The organism is Solibacillus silvestris (assembly GCF_051967575.1).
Taxonomy (GTDB): Bacteria; Bacillota; Bacilli; order Bacillales_A; family Planococcaceae; genus Solibacillus; species Solibacillus silvestris_B.
On sequence record NZ_JBQCJW010000007.1, the window covers coordinates 1 to 19,804 of the forward strand.

Here is a 19,804-nt window from a genome sequence, read left to right on the forward strand (position 1 = left end):
TGTGCATGCGGCTTTGTTTGTGGGACGTATGCCATTTCTGAATAGCTCAAGCGCCAAAAAATTGTACCAATCAAAACCGATGTGATGGCTCACGATCGGCAAATCACCTAAAAATGCCTTAAAGTCGTGAATGACCGTGGCAATCTTCTGTTCATCTTTCACCCGCTCGTTTGTGATTCCGTGAATATGCGAATTTTTGATCGGCTTTTCGGGATTGACAAAACGATGAAAAAGATCAATCGTTTCCCCATGGCGTACTTTCAATGCGGCGATTTCAACGATTTTATCGCCCCGAGCAGCAGAGCCGCCTGTTGTTTCAATATCGACTACAACATATTCGTCGGCCTTCTCGAGCATTTGAGCCATATCCGTCACTTTCAGGCGCGGACTATAACCCGCCATCAAGTCTCTTAAATACTGGGCGGCAAGCTTTGTATTATAATAATGGCCATAACGCGAACGCGCAATATAGCCGTGTTTTTCCAATTCTTCAATTGCCTCTTTCGGATAGCTTGCCAATAATGCTTCACAGTTTGCAAAGCTGACAATTGAGCATGTAATAAAAATTCTAATGTGCACACGTTCGATTTTCATCATTTCACCTCACGATCTCGAAACGTTTGTTCTATTTTATTGAATCATAAATCAGTGGAGGCATGCCATAAAAATGGCTGGAAATTATAATTTTTTAGGCCATTTTAAAACTTGTTTAATGGAAACGATCGATGGACTGCAAATTGAATCGCAAAATGAATAAAAGGCAAATTATTTTCCGCATAAATGACGCTACAAGTAAGAATTGGTAAGGCTTGTGCTGGAATTTTTTTAAACGAACGTTGAAATCGAAAAGGGGAAATTCAACTCATGGGGTCAGGGGGATTAGTTTACTTAGTGGGCATCCAATCGGCAAGTCATGCATTTTGCAACTATGATGGGCCGACAATTCATTTAAATATTTAAGAGAACCTGCCATCTCTAATATGGATGGCAGGTTCTCTTCTAATCACTCTACTTTTAGGGCGATTGGTTTAATCTTCAAATTCGGCGGCTATGTTTACTTAAGTATTTTTCGACATCGTTGTAGAGGCCGCCGTGGTTTGAGTATTTGACATAGTTTTTCACTGTGCGCAGCCAATCCAATGTGGAAGGCTGGACATTTTCGAGTGCTTGAAGAAAATCTTCGGTCGTTAAAGGGCGTTCAGTCCCTTTTGTTAAAATCTCCTCAATTAAATGCTCTGAAGCCAGCTCCACGACGTTTTCAATATCAGCGCCGGAAAAAAATTCGGTTTTGGAGGCGAGGAGCTGTGTATCGATATTTTCTGCGAATCTACCTTTGACTTTCAGCTTGAAAATTTGTTCCCTTGCTTCCTCATCCGGCGGCGCCACAAAAATCAATCGATCGAAACGGCCGGGGCGCTTCAAGGCATTATCGACATCCCAAGGCGTGTTCGTCGCCGCCATGACAAGTATTTCATCTGTACTCGAATCGATCCCTTCCATCTCCGTCAAGAAAGTGTCGATGAGCCCGCGTGTGTTTGAAGAGGATTTGGAGCGGCTGAATCCAATCGTATCAACCTCATCAAAAAAGAGGATGCTCGGTTTCTGAAAACGCGCTTTATCAAAAATATCCTTCAAATTCCGTTCGCTTACACCGATGTATGGATCCAGTATATCGGTTATTCTTACTGGGTAAAAGTGGGCATTGCACTCACCGGCAGTTGCCCGTGCGATGAACGTTTTCCCGCATCCGGGGGGTCCGTAGAACAGAATGCCGCCACCGATCTTTTTCCGGAACTTGGCAAACAACCCTTTGTTGAAAAAGGGACTAATAATGCGTAAGTGAATGGTCTTTTTCAAATCTTCCAAGCCTGCGACATCCGCAAATGTTACATCATCGGTTTCTTGCTTTGCATTAGTCGGCGCCGCATTGCCGTCAATCACCTTCAGCATCGGCTGAAACGGCTTTGTTTTGTTAATGGAGGATTGGGGAAAATTGACCTCTCCATCCATTGGAACATCGGGCAAGGACGGCGATGTATTTTCCTCTTGCTTCAAATGGGAACTTATTTTCACCAGTTCATTGACCATATCGTTCCTTAAACGATCTTCTGCACAATTGGAAATGGCCGTTGATATTGAAGAAATCGCTTCATGATAGCGGCCGTTTTCGGCAAGCTCCTTTCCGAGCCAATAATTCGCCTGCGGATCGGCCGGACTTTGTGCAACCATTTCCTGTAACCATTTTATTTTATCCATTTCATTCACCTGCTTTTTTTCCTTAGGATTTTAACTAATGGCATAGCCAACCATGTATAGGAAGTAAAAAGGAAATATAGTATGATCCAAGCTGTGCTTAAATAATTCAACCCGCTAAAGAGGAGAAGAATAAAGATGCCGATACCGAGTCCCCAGACGACGAATGGTCCTCCTATGCGGTCCATTAAACGAAGCGGCGCCAACAGGGGATGGTTATGTACATCCATTTCCTCCAATACCGCCAGCAGTTGCGGATCATCAGGTTTCAAAAGGAAGGCTTGGCGGTAATATTCCCTCGCTTCCTTCTCCTTGTTTTGAAGGGATGCATGCAGCCCAAGTTGAATCAGCTTGGATAATTCGCTATCGCCCGAATTCATATAATGTTCTAATGCCTGCATTTGCTGCTGTTTTTTATCCGTTATTGCCTCAAGGCGGAAATAGTAGCGGAGGACATGGGCATTTTCAGGATCCAATTCCATCGCCCTTTGAATGAGCTGCTGCGATTTTTTCCTATGGCCGAGCTTTTTCATTAAATACGCATAGCTCGCATGGACTTGCGCATGATTGGGATCAATGCGAAGCGCCTCTAAAAAAGCTTCCTCCGATTTCTGGAACTTCTCCGTTTCCATATAAATATGTCCTAAAATATAGAGCGTATGTTCACGGGCATAGCCTAATCGCATCGCCTCGAGCAGCTGTTCTTCAGCATCCTCATAAAAATTCAATTGATAATTGCTGAAGCCAAGCATATACCAAAGGCGCCCATTTTCAAGATGCTCATGCAAAATGTCCTTTATGGAATCGACGACCTGCTGAAAACGATCTATTTCATAATAATGTTCAATCATTTCAATGGACAGAGGTTGTTGTTCGATCAATTTAAACACCTACATTCGATTAGTTAAATTAATTTTGAAAGCATGATGAGCATACTCTCGATGACACCGGAAATTAACACCCACACAATCCCTTTTTTATATAAAACTTCCGTGCCTCCGCCAACAGCGAGATGCTCTTTAAACGGTTTTTTCATGGCTAAAAAATAAATGATATAACAGAGCACCCCGAATAATTTGGCGATATTGTCCATATTGGATAGGCTGATGGCAATCGCTTGCTGGGCAATTGCATAAACAACGATCACTTTCAAAATAAAGAGCACGGTGCTGACCGCGATTAAGCCTTGAATATATTTTTTGTCCAGCCGCAGCCATTTCGCATTTTGTATACCGAGCACAGAAACGCCGATAATGCCTCCAAAAAATGCTACAAGAAAAAGACCGCCGATATTATAGCTTTTTGTTGCACCGGCATCATTTTCGACTAAGCTTGAAGAATATAGATCTTGCATATTGCAGCCTCCTCATAAATTCCATCGTAATGCGACAGACTTCCGTTTTCTTGTAATAGTATAGAGGACATTTTCTAATATTTGTATAATTCAACCGCAAAATGAGTTGATGGGTTTAGTTTTTCTCTGGAGTGTGAGGAAAAGGTCGTATCCAATTTAAAGCGGGATTTTCGAAAGAAGATGGAGAGTCCTTACCGACGGATTTTGATTAGTGAATTATAACTAGAAAGCGGGTTTTCGGGATATGCGAGGGTAGCAGAAGCGCATATCTTTTAAAGAATAATGGGAGAATGCTCTGGTGAACGGCGAACGTAGGGAAGCAAAAAAAAATTCAAAGCGCTCATTTAAGTGTTTATTTTCATACGGAATGGGTAAAACAATATAATTATGGCAGGAAAGTTTTGTTTATATTGAATACAGTATATGCCCATTTCGGAAATCATTTTTTCAGGAGGCTATGAACATGGCAAAAGCGGCTATCATTACAGGCGGAGGAAGCGGATTAGGTCAAGCGACAGCTATCCGCATGGCACAGGAAGGCATTAATATTGCCGTAGTGGATGTAAGTGAAAAAGGCGGCAACGAAACAGTCGAAAAAGTAAAAGCGCATGGCGTTGATGCAATTTTCATCAAAGCGGATGTTTCGAAGGCGGAGGAAGTAAAAAATTATGTCGATAAAACGTTGGGAATATACGGCTCAATTGACTATTTCTTCAATAATGCCGGGATTTCGGGAAGCGGCAAATTCTATTTGGATACAACAATCGAGGAAATCGATCAAATTGTCGGCATTAACCTTCTTGGTGCGCTGTATGGGGTCCGCTATGTGGCGGAAGCTATGCTGAAAAACGGCGGCGGTTCAATCGTTAATACAGCATCAAGTGCCGGCGTTATCGGGCAAGACTCTGTTGTGACATACTCGGCAACGAAACACGGCATCGTAGGCTTAACAAGAAGTATGGTGGCGGAATATGCAAAGGATGGCTTGCGTGTAAATGCGATCGCTCCGGGGCCAACTGAGACACCGATGGTAAAAGCCTTTTATGAGGCAAACCCGAAAATGAAGGAAAACGCTACTGGCGGAATTCCGCAAAAACGCTTAGGGACACCAGAGGAGGTGGCCGAGCTTGTCACATTCCTTTTAACATCAAAAGCAGAGTATATTAACGGTGAAGTCATCCGTATTGATGGTGGATTCACGAGTACGAAATAATTGAAAATTCCCGGATGCGAGACTTGCACTTGAAAACAGTGCAGGTCTTATATTTTGCATACATATTTAAGAGCAATTCGAATCATGGGCAAATATAGGCGGTTCAAAGGTTCGGCGGTTTTGTTTTCGCCCAAAATACTTAAAACATATGTTACGATTCTACTAGCTAAAGCGAAGCAAAGGAGGGTTTTCAATGCATGAAGCATTCATTGCTGCCTATTTTTTGAAAAAAGGCGAAGCGATTGAAAAGATTGAGCGGCAGGATGAGATTGGCGGTTCGAAACATTTTGATGGAGAGCGCGATGATTTTCTCGTGCAGCTGGAGCAGAGCGGTATACCCCCTGATTTGGTCGTCTTGTAACTAAATGGATATTATTTTTCGCGGATGCCTTGAACTTTCGGCTAGCCTATTTGCATTGTTCGCTATAGGGGTTGGGTTCCCAGCCTTATAGTAGCGGAAGAAAATAAGCGGAGATTTTCCGGTTAAGTGAAGAGAAAACGCTATTTAACGGACTTTTCAAGTAGATAGGCGGAGTTTTTCCGTCAATTTCGGCTATTTTTTGCTTTATTTTCTAATTAGGCGGAATTTCCCCGTCTATTCATCAGATAGGGCGCCCAACTGGGTTCCCAATGGGGGAAGAGCGGGCACTTTTCATCCCCCATACGGGAAACCCTCACTGTTCACTTAATAAAACGGCAATTAAACGAACGAAAGCGATGGAATGAACGAATTTACGTTTCTTCCATCGCTTTTTTTCTATAAATCCGTTTTTTCTTGATTGAATCCAATCATTCCGTGCTGAACTTAGAAACAATGCGCTGCAGCTCTTCCGCAAGATGGGCGAGGGACCCTGCAGCCGCGTTCACTTCTGTCATGGATGCGAGTTGCTCCTCCGAGGCAGATGCCACAGATACGGCATTATCGGCTGTTGTCTCGGAAACTTTTGCTATTTGCAGTGACTGCTCCGAAACAGATTCCATTTTCGTATGGATACTATCGGATACGGCTGAAATCTGATCTACCTGCTTTTGCACTTGGCCGATGATCGCCAGGATTTCATTGAATGTCGCCTTTGTATTATAAGAAATCGTGATACCGGCATTTACGCGGCTCTTCACTTGCTGGATGGATGAAACGGTTTTAGTCGTATCTGTTTCAATTTCCGCTGCGATGCGTGAAATGTCGGATACGGACTGTTTTGTCTGCTCGGACAGCTTTTTCACCTCATCCGCGACAACCGCAAAACCTTTGCCTGCTTCTCCCGCACGCGCCGCTTCAATCGCTGCATTAAGGGCAAGCAAATTTGTCTGGTCGGAAATATCCTGCACAAGCTGCAAAATATTCACGATTTCCTTCGTGCGGCTTGTCAGCAATGTTAATGAATCAGCAGTTGCCTCCACTGTCGACTGAATTAAATTCATTTGCGAGACAGTGTTTTCCACATAGACTGAGCCTTTTTCGATTTTCTCGCTTGTGGAATGGGATAGTGCGGTTGCCTGATCGGCTTGACTCGCGATTTCCTTTGCCTCGCCCAATACTTTCTGGGCAAAGGCGGCTGAAGAGCGCGACATGCTTCTTTGGTTGTCCGCTGCGTCCGACACATGCTGGATTGACGTTGAAATCAGTTCTGTGCCGACCATTGTTTCATCGGCACTGGCCATCAGCTCCTCTGCAGATGCCGCGACCTGGTCCGAACTGTCCGACACATGCGAAATAATATCCTTTAAATTGCCGGTCATCTGACGGAATGAAGCTTGCAGTTCACCGACTTCATCGTCCGATTCCTTGTCTTCAAACTGCACATTCAAATTCCCGGCAGCAATTTCTTTGGCACCTGCCGTCAACCGGGCAATCCGTCCGACAATTCTGTTCGTAAAATAAAGTGCAGCCACAATACTGCCTGTTAACAGCACAACCGCCAATATGACTGAAATCCACGTAATGGCATTGATTTTACTGTCGAGTTCTCGCTGCATCGCCGCATAGTTTGCGCCGACATCGCGTTTCAGCTCGATTACATCATTGACAATCCCGCGTGTGCGCTGTGATTGCCGCTTGATTTCTGCAATATTTCTGTCCTGCAGCGAGGCTTCCGTCACCTCGGAAATATTTGCGAACTTCTGCTCAAAACGTTTACCAATGATGTGCTGCCAATCTGTTGTAAAAGTGTTGTGCAAAATTTCGTAAACTGTCTTTATATTAGCTAAATCTGTTTCAATATTTTGCTTATTGTTTTCTGACACATTCACGGAATAAACGCTCAATGATTTTTGAAGACTTTGCACGGAGCTGTTTAATTCCTCCACCTTGACTAGAGATTCCACGACTTCTTCCGTCGAAGCATTCAGGCTCATTAGTTGACCGATGTTATAGCCGATAATACAGACAGCCAGCAGCAGCGGAATGAGGGCCAGCATTAATATCTTTTGTTTTAGCTTCATTGTTTGACCATCCTTTCTCCTACTTAATCGTCAGTTGCCCCTCTGCAAGCTCCTGCTGTAATTTTTCAAGTTGTTTTTGTTCCTGTGCCGTCAATTTAATGACACGTATTGGCGCAAGACCGACGCCATTTTCCTTGATGCCAAGTATTTTATCTTTTTCTGCGAGCGACCCGGATACGGCGATTTCTTCAATCGCTTGATATACAGCTGTATCTACGCGTTTTTGCATGGAAGAGACAATCGTATCTTCAGCTAGGAAAAACTGGTCGCTGTCTACGCCGAATGCATACACACCTGCTTCTTGCGCTGCTAAAATGGCGCCAACTCCAGCAAAGCCGGCAGCCGGATATAAAAAGTCAGCCCCTTGTGCGATCATATCCCGGGAAATGGAAGCCCCAAGCTTATCATCGCCGAAATTTCCCGCATACACGGATAAAATCTGCGCATCGGGATTCATATGTTTAACGCCTGCTTTAAAACCTTGCTCAAAGCGCTGGATGACCGGATTATCGACACCGCCGATAAATCCGACAATACCGCTTGTTGATTTCATCGCAGCCAATGCCCCGATCAGAAACGAGCCTTCATCCTCTTTAAAGGTAATTGTATGAATATTCGGCAAGGCGGAAACTGCATCGATTAATAAAAACTGCTGGTCAGGATGTGCAGCGGCTACTGCTTCCATATCTTCCAGCACCGTAAACCCGATGCCAATGACTAAATCCTGCCCTTCCTCAAGAAGCTCCTCTATGCCTTGCTTATATGTACCTGTTTCCTCCAGTTCACGGTAATCAAAAGTTATATCCAGCTCATCGCGCGCCGTTTCAAGCCCCTCAAAAGCGATATCCGAAAACGACTGGTCCCCGAGCCCCGCATCGGAAAGCATGACCCCGATTTTCACACGCTCCTTTGTTTCTTCGTCTGAATCCGATGAGCACGCGGAAAGTATGCCAGCGACTAAAAGACTTATCGCAAAAGTCCATTTCTTTTTCATCCTATCAATCCTTTACTTTTAATACATAGTATAGATGTATGACAACCTACCTTTTCGATTTTATCGTATAATTGCCATTTAATAAAATAAAGTAAATTATCGCGCAAATTATTAATAGAAAGATGGGGGGAATTGATGTCGGCTTTTGCCAGTGGTTTATAAGGAGGCGCTTCCAAAGAAAGTCATTGACGGGAAAAGCGGATTGCATGTAGATAAGAGCCTATGCAAAAGATGCTGCAAGTATAATCGGACGCAATGATCCGTTAGGTAAAATTAAATAAAGGACTGTCCAAATTGACCAGTCCTTCAAAATTTATATAAATATCCGAAACTTCTAATTCCAAAAGCCTTAATAAAAGAAAAAACATTCCCAAGGAAAATCAACTATCCACCAAATCCTCTACCCATGGATATCGTTTATCCTCCCCGAATAATGAAGCTTTGTTGAATTGCGGTTGATCTTCTATATCGATGGTGCAGTTCGGCAAGTTAAGGGAATATTTACCCTTTGCATTTTCGATTTGAATTTGCAGACCGCTTTCCGCCAAAATTTTCTTAAGTCGGTAAATGGAAGTATAAAGATTTTGTTCAGCCTTCTTCAATTCGATTTTAGGCCATAGCTTTTCTGTAAGCTGCCATTTTTCTATCCCATGCTTACGGTATATAAGCAAGAGGGCGAATAATTCCTCTACTTTTACTGTCGGCCATTTTAACCGCACTTCCTGATTTTCGTGAAAAACTTTAATATGACCGAAAAGCTCGATTTTTAAGCTATTATTGAGTATAACATTCGAATGGGCTTTTCTCTTTTTCATGACACGTTCCAGCGCGACAAGAATATCATCTTCATCAGTCGGTTTCAAAAGATAATGTACCGCATTCAGCCTGAATGCATCAACTGCATATTGATTGTATGCCGTGACGAAAATGATTTCTATATTCGTACCTCCATTGAGGAGCTTTGTGGCAAGCTCGATTCCATTCATTCCAGGCATTTCAATATCCAAAAAAACAACATCCGGCTTTAAATCCGGGATTTCGGCAAGTGCGGCGGACGGTTTTTGATATTGGCCGACTACACAAGCCAAGCCAGTATGCTCCAATTGCATTTTTAGAAAATTGGCGACCAGTATTTCATCATCAACAATGACTGCTTTAAGCATAAAAACAACCCCTTTCTAGTTGATTGGTATTTCAAATGTAACCTTTGTCCATAAATTTTGCTCGCTCTCGATAATTAATTGTGTTTCATAATATTTTGCCAATCGCTTATTAATATTGGGGATGCCGATACCGCGTTTTCTTTGCTTTGCCGCATCCATTAAATCGGAAATCCGCCCAGCTGGTATTCCAACACCCGTATCAAATACGCTAACTACTAGTTTTGATTGTTCCTTACTGATGGAAATTTTAATGACGCCGCCATCTTCTTTCGGATAAATGCCATGGTTTATCGCATTTTCCACTAACGGCTGGATGGAAAGTGAAGGAATCGATTCCGCCAATGCATGTGGGTCAATATCATAATCAATACACAATTTTTCCCCGAATCGCTCTTTTTCTATAGCAATATAAGAAGTTAGCAAATTCAATTCTTTATCGACCGTTACGAAAATGTCCCGGGAATTAAACTCGAAAGATTGTCTTAGAAAATTGCTGAAATGCCCCAATAATTGAGCCGCTTTTTTTCCGTCCGTATAACATAGAGACATCACACTCGTTAAAGTATTGAAGAAAAAGTGCGGCTTGATTTGCGCTACTAAATACGCCTGTTCGGTCACATCCAATTCATGTGTTAAAAAGTCGTTCGTTTTATAGGATTGATTGACCCGAATCGTTAAGTAAATCGCAAGCGTAATAGCGTAAATCAGAATGTTCAAAAAGCCGAGCTCCAATTTTGCAGTGACGCCAAAACTGTATAGGAGCAAGTTAATATTATAAATATTAATATTCAGTATACTAAACATGATAATCGTGTGATGGTAATCATTTGCGGCATTTTTCTTTTTTATATAAAAATAAGCGACTTTTATCATAATGTATAAGTAAGTAAAGCAATTCAAAAAAACAAAGACAGGTGCGAACATATGGTAAAAATTCAACGATGTCAATAAAATGACGGGAACATAAAGGGAATAAATAAAAATCAATGAATTTCTCAGCCAAGGCGCCAGCAGTCTTTTATCAATTTGCGACACAATTAGAATCAAAGAGATTGTTGCAAGAAAGATGGAGGTGTCCTTGATTTTAAACATTGCTTCGAAAGATAGATTTGGCAGGAGATAAAGAATCGTTCGTTCGCTTAAACATAAATTTATGAATGCAAAAAAGATGCATGATAAAGCGAAGGCAAGGATGAAGAATTCTTTTCTGCGATACTTTTCCACAAAAAGATATAAAAGAATATATAATAATCCGATCGTCAGCAAAATCGTGATAATCGCCAATTCATATAGCACTTTTTTAAAGCTTTCAGTAACTAAAACTTCCTGTTCACCGAAATAGATCGAATTTGAAATTCCTGCGCTGTTAAATGAAAAATCGGAAACCTGTATGATGATTTCAATCTGATTTGTATCTGTTTGAAAGAAAATCAATTTAGGGTAATTTCCTTCCTTATAATCTGCCTCGCTCTTTGTGACAGTACCTTCTTCGCTAACAAGTTCCCCATTAATGAAAATATTGCTCGCACTGCGGATGTTCTGCTTCTTGATGCCGAGTATCTTCCCGGCAGGCACGTTTTTTATGACAAGTCTATATGTGCCCACACCTTTTCTTTCTTCATTATTCGCCCAATTGCCGGGGACTTGGATTAATTTTGCATTTTCCTTAATCCGATCGGTAAATGCGTTCGGTTCATATAACTCGCCTTCATAAAATTCCCATTTCCCATCAAGCGCAATCATTTTATCATCGTGAAAAGGTGTCTTGCTGAGGTCAAGCGTTCCCTGTGAAGCAAAAGAGGGCTGATCATTTTGCAAGAAAAATAAAGTAAGTGCGAATAGAATCACCAAACTAACTAAAAGGAGCAAAACCTTCTTTTTTTTCAACTCCACACCCCCGTGTATCAATAAGAACTAAGTGCTGTTTTTATGTCGAACCTTGTAAGAATCTTGTAAGAAAGTTCTATTTGAAACATTATACACTCTCTTTCATAATTAAATTATAGTTTTGTCTAGGTATTAAGTCTATAGTTGTGGAATTTAATTTCAGATAAATCAATATTCAATAATGAGCGAAGAAAGGGAGGATATCATATTTCCGGCGGTAGTCTTGTATCAGGAAAAATAGTTGCAACTAAAGATTTATCAGGGTGTATCAAACAAGTCTATGTTTACATCAATGATACGATTTTGGGCTTGAAATTTATGTTTGCCGAGAATGGGACCGTAAAAGAGGGAAGTCTACACGGTACGAAGGAAAATTGCAGGCTTCATTTAGTGCATGTTCCTGACAACTCTTATATTAGTGGAATAACGACAGACATCTCGGAAGGGAAATTGTCGATTATTCAATTTCATTATGCCAACAATGAAAGCAGCGATATAATCGGCAATCCAAATAACGTAAAACATGAAAATATCGCAACGATACATAATGACAACTACAGATTGGTGAACGCAAAAGTAGCTTCTTCATGGAAATATAGAAATGGCATTGAAGCGATTCAATTTCAGTTTGCCCATATTAATAGTGATCTCCAAGGCGGAAGTGAACTTAGTTTGGCAGTGCATGGGTAAGGAGTATGGAGGGGATTAATCCTGTAATATTAGGTTGGCGCATGGCAGCATATTAAAAAAATTCATTTAAGTGTTTATCAATTTAATGAAGGACAAGAAAATTATATAATCGGTAAGATTTTTTGTAGCTAAGATTTCAGATTTAATATTGTATTTTGATTTTGACGGGTTAAGAGTAAACAAGTTCAAGGAAGGTTTACTTACATAATTGAAAGGAGATGATTTTATATGAGGAATAAATATTTAAGTAAAATGATTAGCATGTTTTTAGTATCCATTTTAATAGTAAGCAATAGTTTCATAGGATTTCCAACAGAAAAAAATGTTTTTGCAGCCAGTCTCCCGGATGGGGTTCAGGATTTCAGAGACTATAAAATAATAGATGGCATTCATACTAGTCCAGATGGATTTTTTACTATTACTTCTTCTAAGACGCCTATAGAAGCAGACGAATTTGGCGCTTTTATAAATAGCACTACTATCAATAATGAAGAAACGGTATATATGGATATAAAGGCTAATTCTATGTTAGGCAGTTTTGAACTTGAAAAACTTTATATGGGGGAGTACTTTAATGATTCATTAAAGGGTGGCCATTTCAAAGATATAGTTGTAACTGGCTATGCTAATGATGAAGAAGTCTTTTCCACTCTCCCTCATACCGAAAGCAATCAAGATATTATGGTTGAGAATTTTCCTATCGACTATAGTCCGGCTATAGGTAAAACAATAAATTCTTTTAGGATTACTTATACAAAATCCAATGATAATTATTCACAACATATTGGCTTTAACTTAGTAAATTTCACAATTACCAATGCATCGGTAAATCCGCCAATGAATAATGAAGAAGCGCCGGCTTTCCCAATGCTTCCTTTTACTCAGACGTTTGATTTAATACCAGCAGGAACAGAAAGTGAAATAGATCAGCCGCTAAAAATAGATGGTATGGTTTATTCGACAGATGCCCTGAATGAAGCTTTAGCTGTTGAAACGATTCGAAATTCAGGCAACACAATTGGCAGTGGGCACGCACTGAACGCCATCTGGTACGGAACGAATACCGGGACATATTTCCAGTTCGAATCCGAAAATCAACTAAACAATTTTAAAATGACATCCCTTGAGCTTGATATGTGGGATCATGGTTCACGAAATGCTGAAAAATATACAGTGACTGGTTATGATGATGGAATCGCTAAAGTTTCTGTTTTGGTGGATTTTAAAACACCAAATGGATTAGCGACAACTTATTTGGATAATTTATCTAGTCCAAATTCGGAATTATCGTGGATGAGAAATGTTGGTCCTACCGGAGATTTTACGGGAGGCAAACTTATCTTCAAAGGGTCGTTATGGTCAAATTTGGATATGGTTCGATTTACGGTTGCAGACACAGCTCCGAACACAATTTTAGGTGCAATAATAGATAATATTGTGTTAGATCCACCAATAGATTTTCTAGATGATTCTATAGCACCTGCGATAAATAACAGCAATATTTATATATCTAATGTTACTTCTTCAGGCATTACATTAAACTGGGACAAAGCAACAGACAATGTTACGAGCCAGGAAAATCTGGAATATCAAGTTTACCAATCAGGCAGCAGCAATATCGATACTGTAAGCAATGTGGAGGCGAACGGTACAGCTTTAGGGCAGGAATTCACGAAAGACATGAATACGTTTGGTGTTACAGGTCTTTCGCCGAATACAACATACTATTTCAACGTCCTTGTCAAAGATGCGGCGGGGAATAAGAGCGTGTATTCAACAAAAGAGGCAACGATAAGCCCGAATTCCAAAGAGCTCCCAGCGGTGATTAAGGCAACAGGTACACCAGGGACTTGGACAGATTTAGGTACTGAATTGACTGATGGGGAACAAGGATCAGATGATATTAGCGGAAAAGATTTTGAAATCTATTATACAGATTCCGATTCAGGGGATACCCGGACTGATAATATAGGGCTGTATGTATGGGAGGAGTCTGAATTCAATGATCCAAGCAGTGCATATGAAGGGGAACGGGCAACTCTAATAAACAGCCAATACGCCTCTAAATATGGCGGTGATGGCTCAGCACGTACACATCTAGTTATCAAAACAATCGATGGTTCAGAATTTAAATTTGATGGATTCCATATTTTTAATTCTTTAGGTTTAGTAGGAGATAGCTCCAAAATTACAGTGGTTGGCTATAGGGACAGTGTAAAGACGGGGGAAGTTACGCTTACCGTAGCAGATGACCCATCATATATTTCCAAATTCAATTCTACCGAGCTGGAACCTAGTATATTCCAGAATGTTGACAGAGTTGTTATAAAAAGAAGTTCTGCTGCTCCGGATTATAATGAGTATCCAGAGTTATGGTATTGTTTCAATTCCTTTGCAGTAGATAATCCTATTATAAATCAGACGCCAGCAACACCAGCTTTAGCTGCAAATAATATGGCTATTGCGGATCGCAGCTCAGTTATAGTAGGAGAAGATATAATTTTAACAGCAACAGGTGACAGACAATCAGCGACAGGATCTGTTATCAATGATGAGCGATATATCCCTCTTTCCTGGTCGTCATCAGAAAATGATAAGAATGGAAACTTTACTGAATCAAATGGTGTTTACACGTCAACATATACCTCAAGCATTTCGGGAGATTATAACATTTCAGTAGTTTTCCAAAAGCAGTTATGGGATGGGGATTCATGGATAAATGCGGTGGGGCAGACTGATACAAAGACTGTGAATGTAATAGTGAACCGACCACTAGACATGATGCCACCGTTACCGGGTAACAATGGATTGATTATCTCATCTGACGTCACTCCTATAAAGGTTAATTTGGTCTGGGCAAAAGCAACAGACAATGCCACTCAACAAGGCGATTTAGAATACGAAGTCTACCAATCCAGCAGCGATAATATTGATACTGTAAACAATATCGAAGCAAACGGTACAGCATTAGGGCAAGGATTCATGAAAGACTTGAATACGTTTGCTGTGACGGGTCTTACGCCGAATACAACTTACTATTTCAACGTCCTTGTCAAAGATGCGGCGGGGAATAAGAGCGTGTATACGATGCAGCAAATAGTAACACAAAATTTGAAAAGCAATAACGCGGATTTAAGTAATTTAACGATTTCATCTGGTCCGTTAAATACGGCTTTCAATAAAGATACAGTAAATTATACAGCGATTGTACCTTCCATGATGAATGGTATGACGGTTATACCTACTTTTGATGATAGTAAAGCAACAGCGCAGTTAAGAATAAATGATCAGCCAGAGATAGAACTTCAGCCATTTTATCTTAATGATGGCAAAAATACGATCGACATCATTGTGACAGCGGAAGATCGATTAACAACGAAAACATATAGTGTTACCGTTTATCGATTATTACCTCCGCCAACTGTTTCAGCGAATGATGCCAATAACTCAATTATAGGTATTAATCCTTCCATGGAGTTTCAAATCAACGGAGGCGCATGGACAACCTTTAATTTAGCAAACCTGCCTGATCTAAGCGGGGACAAGACGGTGAAAGTCCGTTATATTGCGAATATTATAAAAGGTGAACCTACTAATGAAGAAACAATTTTAACATTTACAACAAACCCTAAAACCGCGAGTGCTCCGACTATAACATCGACAGTTACTAAGGAAGACACTATTAGCGAAAATGGTTTGGTAATCACGCCGCATGCAGAAGATGCCGATGATGTAACACACTATAAAATAAGCGATATTACTGGCGGTGTTCTTTATAAAAATGATGGCGTATCAACAATTGAGAACGGGTATTTCATCACAAAAGCAGAAGGGCAATCGGGATTGAAGTTCCTTCCATATGCTGATACAAATTCGATGGCAGGCGATACTTATGCATTTAAAGTTCAAGCGTCATTGGATGTGACAGGTTTAGGATTGAGTGATTTTACTTCAGGCAGAATTGCTGTAACAGAAGTAAATGATGAACCAAATGCTAATAGTGATTCCTTACCTTCTATAGATGAAAATTCGTCAAGCTTCAATATACCTTTAACAGATTTATTGTCCAATGATTGGGCGGGACCGGATAATGAAAGCGGACAAACATTAATGATAACGAATGTCCAGAGCGTTGAAGGAGGAACAGTGCGTCTTGACGGCAACCATATCGTATTTACACCAAACCCGAATTATCGTGGAACGGCGAGATTTAACTATACGATTATGGATGATGGCACAACAAATGGTGCACCAGACCCGAAAACAGATGAAAGCATGGCTTTAATTCCGATCAAACCAAGGGCTGATCAGCCGACCGTGACAGATGCTGTAACAAATGAGGATGAAAAAAGTTCGGACGGATTAGTTATTACACCAGCAAATGCTGATGGAGCCACAACAACCCATTATAAAATTACGGGGATTACGGGTGGCAGCCTTTATAAAAATGATGGGGCTTTTCCAATTGTTAATGGTGATTTTATAACAGTATCGGAAGGTCAGGCCGGGCTAAAGTTCCAGCCTGCAGAAGATCAGTATGGCACAACAGGATTTGGCTTTTTAATCCAGGCAGCTCCAAGCGATGATGGGAGAAAATTAAGCGATGCGATTCAAGCAAGTATTATCGTGAAGGAAGTCAATGACAATCCAATCGCCACTGATGATCAACTTCCGAACAAGGAATTGAATTCAGGTGGAATCTCAATTACTTTTGAAGAGCTTTTACAAAATGATCTAAAAGGTCCAGAAAACGAAAATGGCCAGACACTGACAATTACTTCAGTTGAAAATGCGGTTGGGGGAACAGCCACTATCCAAGATGGAAAGATTATATTTATTCCAAACGGTACAGGATCAGCAAGTTTTGATTACACTGTCCGGGATAATGGCACAACAAATGGGAACGCCGATTCTCTAACTGATAGTGCGAAAGTTCAGTTTACAGTAGTTTCAAAGCCAGTCATTCAGCTTCAAGGAAACAATCCGATGTATATTGAATTAGGCAGCACATATTTGGAGCCTGGATATAGTGCGATGGACGAAGTGGATGGGGACTTGACAGGTGAAGTGAATATTAGTGGGGCGGTCAATAATAATCAGCTCGGTATTTATCCGCTTAACTATAATCTAGTCAACAGCAATGGTATCTCTGCAATAGAGATGACGAGAACTGTCCAAGTGGTGTCAGCAGATTTACAAACATTGTCAGTATCGGCAGGGAATTTGATGCCAGAATTTGACAAGGTACAATCGAATTACAATCTGACTGTACCATCGAATACAGCGACAATCGATGTTTCAGCAAGCACTCTTGATATGACTGCCAATGCTAGCATAAATAGCCATGCCGTTGGAAATGGCGGAAACGAGTCGATTCCGTTACAGCCTGGTGCTAATACTATCACAATAGAGGTAGCAGCTAACGGTGGACTGACGAAAACTTATACACTGCACATTATAAGAGAGCTTACGAATGCAAAAGCGCCAACAATTTCACAGCAGCCTACTAATCAAACGGTAACTGTGGACGTTGAAGCGAATTTAACGGTAGCTGCTGCAACAGATAAAGGCACACTCAGCTATCAATGGTATTCAAACACGACAAACAGCACAACGGATGGCAAGCTAATCCCGGGAGCAATAGGTGCGACATACTCGGCGCCAACTGCAATTGCCGGCATAACCTATTATTATGTCGTTGTCACGAATACAGACAATAATGCGTCAGGGCGCGAAACGGCGACGGCAACGAGTGAGGTCGCAGCCGTTACGGTAAATGCGAAAAGCATAAACGCTTATTTAGCTGATTTGACATTATCAAGCGGTGCATTAAGCCCGGCATTTACTAAAAACAGAGAAACTTACACGGTGAATGTGGCGAATTCCGTCTCCGCTATTACATTTATACCGACAGTGGAAGAGACAGGGAAAGCAACGGTGACAGTGAATGGTCAGCCAGCTGCAACGGCTGTTCCGCTAACAATTGGCGCAAATAAAATTAAGGTCGTTGTAACGGCTGAAGACGGCGTGACACAAAACACATATACGATCACGGTGAACCGTGCACAGCCAGCAACTAATGACGGAGGCGGCTCTACACCAGCTCCGCAGCCAGAGCCGCAACCAGAGCCACAGCCAAATCCGGCACCAGTGCCAGCTCCTCAGCCAACGACAGAACAGATTGTCGTGGATGTGGACGGCAGCAACGGGTCGAATTTGGCGAAAACGCCGATCACTCGCACGACAGAGACAGATGGTACAGTGAAGGATAAAGTGGCGATGACAGATGCAATCGCAAAGGAAACAGTTCAAAAAGCAAAAGAGCAAGGGGTGGACACAGCCCGCATCATGATTCCGGACAAACAGGACAAAGTGTCGGAAATAGTAGTGGAGATCCCTCAGTCCGCACTGGTCGAATTGAATAACGGAAGCCTGAAACTGGAGATCGTCACACCAAATGCGGTCATTTCCATCCCGACAAAATCGCTTGACCAGTTTAATGGGGACTTATATTTCCGGATCGTTCCGGTCAAATCTGACAGTGAAAAGCAACAAGTGGAGGAACGTGCGAAAAATGAATCGTTAATCCAGGAGGCTGTAGGGAACAGCACCGTGCAGGTGATCGGCCGCCCGATGGAAATCGAAACAAATATGCAAAGCCGCGAAGTGGCAATTGTCCTTCCGCTAACGGCAAGCCTGCCGAAAAATGCGGCAGAGCGTGAAAATCTTTTAAACAACTTAGGGGTTTACATTGAACATAGCGATGGTTCAAAAGAACTGATCAAAGGCATGGTCGTGAAAATGCAGGACGGTTCGGAAGGTCTTCAGTTTACAGTGAATAAATTCAGTACCTTTACAATGGTGTATTTAGAAGGCTGGGAGGAAGAGGCAAAGGAAGAGGCCGATAAAACCCTGCACACACCATATATTAAAGGCTATGCAAACAGCGAATTCCGACCAGATGCACCGGTCACTCGTGCCCAAATGGCGACAATGCTGGCGAAAAACCTGGATGCAGCCCCTTCAGCAAGCACATATAAGGATGTTTCCAAAAAACATGGCGCATATGATGCGATATTGGAAGTAAGAGAAGCGGGTATTATGACAGGCAAAACCGCTGACGCATTCGATCCGAACGGAACAGTCACGCGTGCCCAAATGGCAGCCATCGTTCATCGCTGGATTTTAAAACAATGTGAACAGGATGCCGAGGCTTACGCAAGCTGCGGCATCGCAGCAAACTTACCAGCAGCCAACTTCACGGATGTGAAGGGAAGCCACTGGGCAAAAGAAGCGATGGACTTCACCAAAGCAGCGGATATCATGGTCGGGGAGGGCGACAAATTCCGACCGGAGGCAAACTTGACGCGCGCGCAGGCCGTGAAGGTGCTGAACCGCCTATTCAAGCGAGGCCCGTTAACGGTTAGCACAGCAGCAACATTCACAGACGTGCCAGCAACACATTGGGCGTTTGGCGAAATAGAAGAAGCAGCAAGGGAACATTCTTCTTCATTGGATAAAAAAGAATAGCACAGAATGAAGCAAACCTAGCGAAAGAAGTAGTTAGGTTTGCTTTATTATGTAGCAATAAGTCAATAGAGAAACTTGAGCCTAGGTTACAGAATGGAGATAGGCGAATTACAAACGAAAAAGAGACTGTTATAATTTTCCTAAATTTCCCTTGTATTATTTTGGAACTGCGACTATTGTCTGTGTCGCTCCATGCTTTTTAGGAGAAAAGGTGTTTGAAATCAGTAGGTAAAGCATGATACAAATTCAGGAGTGCAATGCTATACTTTTTATTATCA

The 19,804-nt window shown here is 41.7% G+C and carries 12 protein-coding genes; 4 read left to right on the top strand and 8 right to left on the bottom strand.

Annotated features, from left to right (window positions below):
• The 4 genes from ACTHOQ_RS06245 to ACTHOQ_RS06260 all read right to left on the bottom strand — a co-directional run.
• A partial coding sequence (locus ACTHOQ_RS06245) for a 3'-5' exonuclease (protein ID WP_440494895.1) occupies nt 1-594 on the bottom strand: 594 nt, incomplete at its 3' end.
• A gap of 441 nt (nt 595-1,035) precedes the next feature.
• A complete protein-coding gene (locus tag ACTHOQ_RS06250; protein WP_440494897.1) occupies nt 1,036-2,256 on the bottom strand; it encodes an ATP-binding protein in 1,221 nt (406 codons plus the stop codon).
• Between the two features lie 5 nt (nt 2,257-2,261).
• Entirely contained in the window at nt 2,262-3,134 is an 873-nt protein-coding gene (locus ACTHOQ_RS06255; RefSeq protein ID WP_440494898.1) for a tetratricopeptide repeat protein, read from the bottom strand.
• Nucleotides 3,135-3,157: 23 nt separating this feature from the next.
• Entirely contained in the window at nt 3,158-3,607 is a 450-nt protein-coding gene (locus ACTHOQ_RS06260; RefSeq protein WP_440494899.1) for a hypothetical protein, read from the bottom strand.
• Between the two features lie 463 nt (nt 3,608-4,070).
• Between ACTHOQ_RS06260 and ACTHOQ_RS06265 the strand changes: the two genes are divergently transcribed.
• Nucleotides 4,071-4,820 (top strand): SDR family NAD(P)-dependent oxidoreductase, encoded by a 750-nt coding sequence (locus ACTHOQ_RS06265; protein ID WP_440494900.1) that lies wholly within the window; start codon nt 4,071-4,073, stop codon nt 4,818-4,820.
• Nucleotides 4,821-5,013: 193 nt separating this feature from the next.
• Nucleotides 5,014-5,181, top strand: coding sequence for a hypothetical protein (locus ACTHOQ_RS06270; RefSeq protein ID WP_440494901.1), 168 nt, complete (start codon nt 5,014-5,016; stop codon nt 5,179-5,181).
• A 428-nt stretch (nt 5,182-5,609) separates the two neighbouring features.
• Here ACTHOQ_RS06270 and ACTHOQ_RS06275 read toward each other — a convergent pair whose 3' ends face one another.
• The 4 genes from ACTHOQ_RS06275 to ACTHOQ_RS06290 all read right to left on the bottom strand — a co-directional run bounded on the left by ACTHOQ_RS06275 (nt 5,610) and on the right by ACTHOQ_RS06290 (nt 11,306).
• On the bottom strand, nt 5,610-7,262 hold the full coding sequence (locus tag ACTHOQ_RS06275) for a methyl-accepting chemotaxis protein (protein ID WP_440494902.1): 1,653 nt from the start codon (nt 7,260-7,262) through the stop codon (nt 5,610-5,612).
• A 19-nt stretch (nt 7,263-7,281) separates the two neighbouring features.
• Nucleotides 7,282-8,256: a BMP family lipoprotein gene (locus tag ACTHOQ_RS06280; protein ID WP_440494903.1), complete on the bottom strand. Its 975-nt coding sequence runs from the start codon at nt 8,254-8,256 to the stop codon at nt 7,282-7,284.
• A 380-nt stretch (nt 8,257-8,636) separates the two neighbouring features.
• Nucleotides 8,637-9,419 (bottom strand): response regulator, encoded by a 783-nt coding sequence (locus ACTHOQ_RS06285; RefSeq protein WP_440494904.1) that lies wholly within the window; start codon nt 9,417-9,419, stop codon nt 8,637-8,639.
• A 15-nt stretch (nt 9,420-9,434) separates the two neighbouring features.
• Entirely contained in the window at nt 9,435-11,306 is a 1,872-nt protein-coding gene (locus tag ACTHOQ_RS06290) for a sensor histidine kinase (RefSeq protein ID WP_440494905.1), read from the bottom strand.
• 144 nt (nt 11,307-11,450) lie between these two features.
• Here ACTHOQ_RS06290 and ACTHOQ_RS06295 point away from each other — a divergent pair, with 144 nt between their 5' ends.
• Both ACTHOQ_RS06295 and ACTHOQ_RS06300 read left to right on the top strand, forming a co-directional pair.
• Entirely contained in the window at nt 11,451-11,996 is a 546-nt protein-coding gene (locus ACTHOQ_RS06295; RefSeq protein ID WP_440494906.1) for a hypothetical protein, read from the top strand.
• A gap of 228 nt (nt 11,997-12,224) precedes the next feature.
• Nucleotides 12,225-19,526, top strand: a complete 7,302-nt coding sequence (locus ACTHOQ_RS06300; protein WP_440494907.1) for a cadherin-like beta sandwich domain-containing protein — start codon at nt 12,225-12,227, stop codon at nt 19,524-19,526.
• Nucleotides 19,527-19,804 lie beyond the last annotated feature (278 nt).